This is a genomic window from Streptomyces sp. MB09-02B, from assembly GCF_033794485.1.
Taxonomy (GTDB): Bacteria; Actinomycetota; Actinomycetes; order Streptomycetales; family Streptomycetaceae; genus Streptomyces.
Map to the genome: position 1 here is coordinate 1 of NZ_JARGEE010000586.1, position 4465 is coordinate 4465.

Below are 4465 nucleotides of genomic sequence, written 5' to 3' on the forward strand. Positions count from 1 at the left end.
GGTAGGGGCGGCGGGGGCGAGGGAATAACCGGAGCCACCCTCCTGTTAGCGCCCCCGTACCCACGACCCACCGCACGCACCCCGGGAGGCCCCACCGTGACCACAGCCGAGATACGAGGCGAAACCAAGGGCACCGCCCAGTTCCCCCTCTCCGTCCTCGACCTGGTCACCGTCGGCGCCGGCCGCACCGCCACAGACGCCCTCCGCACCAGCGTCACCCTCGCCCGCCAAGCGGAGCGCCGCGGCTTCCACCGCTACTGGGTGGCCGAACACCACTCCATGCCCGGCGTGGCCTCCTCCTCCCCGGCCGTGATCCTCGCCCACCTCGCCGCCCACACCACCCGCATCCGCCTCGGCTCGGGCGGCGTGATGCTCCCCAACCACGCCCCCCTGGTCATCGCGGAGCAGTTCGGCACGCTCGAAGCCATGGCCCCCGGCCGCGTCGACCTCGGCCTCGGCCGCGCGCCGGGCACGGACGGCGCCACCGCCGCCGCCCTCCGCCGCTCGGCCCGCCTCAACGAGGGCGCCGACGACTTCCCCGAGCAGCTCGCGGAGCTGACCCGCTTCCTGGACGACGACTTCCCCGACGGCCACCCCTACCGCCGTGTCCACGCGGTCCCGGGCCCGATCCAGAGCACCTCACCGGGCGGTGTCCAGTCCCCGCACCGCCCCCCGGTCTGGCTGCTCGGCTCCTCCGGCTTCAGCGCCCGTCTGGCCGGCTCCCTCGGCCTCCCCTTCGCCTTCGCCCACCACTTCTCCGCGCGCAACACGATCCCGGCGCTCGACCTGTACCGCGAGTCGTTCCGCCCCTCGGCGGTCCTGGACGCGCCGTACGCGCTGATCGGCGTCTCCGCCCTCGCCGCCGACGAGGAGAGGGAGGCCCGCCGCCAGGTCAGGGCCGCCGCGCTCAACATGGTCCGGCTGCGCACCGGTCGCCCCGGTCTCGTCCCGACGCCGGAGGAGGCGGAGGCGTACGAGTTCAGCGTGGTCGAACAGGACTTCATCGACTCCTGGAACGCGGACGTCGTCCACGGCACCGTCGACGAGGTCCGCACCCGCCTCGACGACCTCCACAAGCGCACGGGCGCCGACGAGCTGATGCTCACCACCCACGCGCACAGCGCCGACGTACGCCTGCGCTCGTACGACCTGATCGCGGACGCCTACGACCTGCCGCACGCCCCTCCCGCGGAGGAGGGCGCCCCTCAGGCCTGAGGGCAGGCCGCCGCCCCCAGCAGCTCCGCGATCCGTTCCGGTGGCACCGCGCGGGAGTACAGCCACCCCTGCCCGGTGTCGCAGCCGAGCCGGCGCAGCCGCGAGGCCTGCGCGTCGGTCTCCACCCCCTCCGCCGTGACGGACAGCCCGAGCCGGTGGGCGAGCTGTACGAGCGCCTCGACGATGATCTCGTCGGCGGGGTTGGGCTGCCCGGCGTCCCCGACGTCACCGGCGGCAGCGGCGGCGGCGACCCCGGCCGCACCGGGCCCCCCGCCCTCCTCCCCGGCCTCGTACTGGAACCCCCGGACGAACGCCCCGTCCAGCTTCAGCACCGACACGGGCAGGCGGCTGAGGTACGCGAGGTTGGAGTACCCGGTGCCGAAGTCGTCGATGGCGATGCGGACGCCCATGTCGCTGAGGGCCTTGAGGGCCTGGAGCGGGCGTCCGGCCGAGCCCATGAGCGCGGATTCGGTGAGCTCCAGCTGGAGGAGGTGCGGCGCGAGGCCGGTCTCCGCGAGGATCTCGGCGACATCGGCGACCAGGTCGGAGTCCCAGACCTGGCGCACGGCCACGTTCACGCTGACGAAGATCGGGGCCCGGTCGGGGTGGTCGGTCTGCCAGCGGCGCGCCTGCCGACAGGCGGTGGCCAGGATCCACCGCCCGAGCTGGACGATCGAGCCGTCCTCCTCGGCCAGTGAGATGAACCGATTCGGCGTCAACAGGCCGAACTGCGGGTGATGCCAGCGCACCAGCGCCTCGACCCCGCGCACCTCGCCCTGCGCCATGCCCACCAGCGGCTGGTACTCCAGGACGAACTCGCCCCGTCCGACGGCCGCCCGCAGCGTGGACGACAGGGCCTGACGGGTCATCCGGTGGGCGTTGCGCTCCGGGTCGAACAGCGTCCAGCGGGCCTTGCCGTCGGCCTTCGCCCAGTACAGCGTCGTGTCGGCGGCCTGCATCAGCCCCGTCGCCGTGGTGCTCGCCGACTGGCGTTCGACGACCCCGATCGAGGCGGAGACGGACAGCCGCTGACCGGCCAGGTCGAAGGGCGCCTGCAGTGCCTTCAGGACCGAGTCGGCCAGGTCGGCGAGTTGCTCCGTGCCGGTGGAGTCCTCCACGAGCAGCGCGAACTCGTCACCGCCGAGTCTGGCCACCAGTGGTGCCCCGGCCGCCGTTCCGGCCGTGCGCAGGAGTGCGGCCTCGTCGGCGCAGCGGGTGAGCCGCTCGGCGACGGCCGTCAGGAGCCGGTCGCCGACGCGGTGGCCGAGGGTGTCGTTGACCGCCTTGAACCCGTCCAGGTCCAGGTAGACCAGGCCGATGCGGCCGGTGCCGGCCTCGTCGTAGGCCTCCCGTTCGAGGGCGGCGGAGAGCTGTTCGAAGAAGAGGGTGCGGTTGGGGAGGCGGGTCACCGGGTCGTGCATCTGCAGGTGGCGGAGCCTGGCCTGAAGCTGACGGTTGGCGCTGATGTCGGCGACCGAGAGCAGGACCGCCCGCTCCGCCTCGGGCAGTGGTGCGACCGAGACCTGCACCCACAACCAGGTCCCGTCCGGCTGTTTCAGCCGTCGGGTACAGCGCAGCCGGGCCTGTCGTCCGCGCAGCACCTCGCGGTACGCGTGCCAGGTGCGGGTGTCCGAGGCCAGGTCCACCAGGTCGGCGGCGACCCGCCCGACGAGCGGGTCGGGGCCCGTCCCGAGCAGGGTCTCCATCGCTCCGTTGGCGGTGACGACCAGCCCGTCCCGGTCGACGACGGCCATGGCGAGCGGCGCGAGGGAGAAGGCGGCGGGTGTCGTGGGACTCTCCTCCGACGACTGAGGCGGCTGAGATGGCTGGGGCGACTGAGACGGCTGGGGCGGCTCAGACGACTGAACTGAGGCATTCGCGTGACGCTCTGTAATCGCCGGCCGGACGAGATCTGCCGCGGGCGCCGGCCCTTGGGACGTTCCGCTCACCGTTCGCTCCCGCAGTGCACTCGTTTTCGTACGGATCTCATATGTCTCGTCGGAGCGGCCGAACCTGGTAGGTAGGGGCGCTCAAGCCGTGTCCGTGCAGGAAAGTGTGCCGATCATAGAGGCTGACCCCAGGGCCTTCCAGCCACTCTCCAGTCTCCCTGAACAACGACCTGATCTGACAGATCGTTTCTGCCCCGAGCTGAACGGCTTCCCCGTTCTGTGGACCGCTTGTGACGTTCCGTGAGCATCCGGGGTGTTGACGGCCGTCGCTCCGAGGTGCGAGAGGACGGGGCCGATCGGCCGCCCCTCACCCTTCTGGTGCAGGCAAACAGGGCGTAGTACTACAAATTCCGAAAATCTGGACGCGGCGTTCCCAAGATCCGCATCCGGAGGTCCCCGTGCAGCGTCCGCTCCCCCGGAAGGAACTCCTCGGCGACCGGGCGCCCGTGCTGCGCAGCACAGCGGCCATGCTCACCTCCCTCACCGCGCTCGCCGCGACCTCCCTGATCGCGGCCCCTTCCGCCGTACCGCTGTCGGAGCCGTGCACCCTGCGGCGCACCCAGGCGCACCACTCGGAGGGCCTCGACACCTGGAATTCCGCGTATCCACGCCCCACCCGCGACCTCGACGCCGTACTCGTATTCTTGTCATTCCCGGACGCGGCCCCTCTCACCACACCGGCCGAGCTGACCGCGGATCACTTTCCGGCCACCAGCGAGTTCTTCGAACGGGCGTCGTACGGCAAGTTCGCCCTCCGTTCCCATCCGCGGCGCGAGTGGCTGGAGATGCCCCAGCCCTCGACGGCGTACGCCATACGACGTGACTGGAACGCGACGCATCGGGCCGCCTATCTCAGGGACGCCCTCGCCACGGCCGACCCGCACGTCGACTTCTCCCGCTACGACGTCGTGTACTTCGTGGCCGACCCGCACGCGCCCGGTGTTGACTCGGACGCGACGAAGGTGGTGAATCTGCAGACCCCGCTGGAGGTCGACGGCACAGGTCTGCGCCGGGTCGTCACCGTGTTCGAGCGGCACCCGCCGGACCGGCTCGTCCTCGCCCACGAGACCGGCCATGTCTTCGACCTCCCCGACCTCTACCACCGCCCCGCCGACGGCAAGGGCGACTGGGACACCCACGTCGGCGACTGGGACCTCATGGGCAGCCAGTTCGCCCTGGCCCCGGACCTGTTCGCCTGGCACAAGTGGAAGCTGGGCTGGCTGGAACCCCGCCAGGTGACGTGCGTGCACGGCACCGGGACGACCCGGTTGGCCCTGGAAGCGGTGGGGGCGGGGCCGCGG

At 71.8% G+C, this 4465-nt stretch carries 3 protein-coding genes; 2 read left to right on the forward strand and 1 reads right to left on the reverse strand.

Features of this window, described 5'->3' with window-relative positions; genetic code table 11:
* Nucleotides 1–96 precede the first annotated feature (96 nt).
* Nucleotides 97–1215 (forward strand): LLM class flavin-dependent oxidoreductase, encoded by a 1119-nt coding sequence (locus tag P1P70_RS41165; protein ID WP_319247091.1) that lies wholly within the window; start codon nt 97–99, stop codon nt 1213–1215.
* Here the strand turns inward: P1P70_RS41165 and P1P70_RS41170 are convergent.
* Nucleotides 1206–2969 (reverse strand): putative bifunctional diguanylate cyclase/phosphodiesterase, encoded by a 1764-nt coding sequence (locus tag P1P70_RS41170; protein WP_413471661.1) that lies wholly within the window; start codon nt 2967–2969, stop codon nt 1206–1208. The genes P1P70_RS41165 and P1P70_RS41170 overlap by 10 nt on opposite strands.
* A gap of 593 nt (nt 2970–3562) precedes the next feature.
* Here P1P70_RS41170 and P1P70_RS41175 point away from each other — a divergent pair.
* Nucleotides 3563–4465: M6 family metalloprotease domain-containing protein (locus P1P70_RS41175; RefSeq protein ID WP_319247095.1), on the forward strand; the 903-nt coding region annotated here is incomplete at its 3' end.

What these genes read in the sequence shown, in the direction of transcription:
- P1P70_RS41170 (WP_413471661.1), bottom strand. Translation starts at nt 2,969, where the DNA reads ATGGCCGTCGTCGACCGGGACGGGCTGGTCGTCACCGCCAACGGAGCG.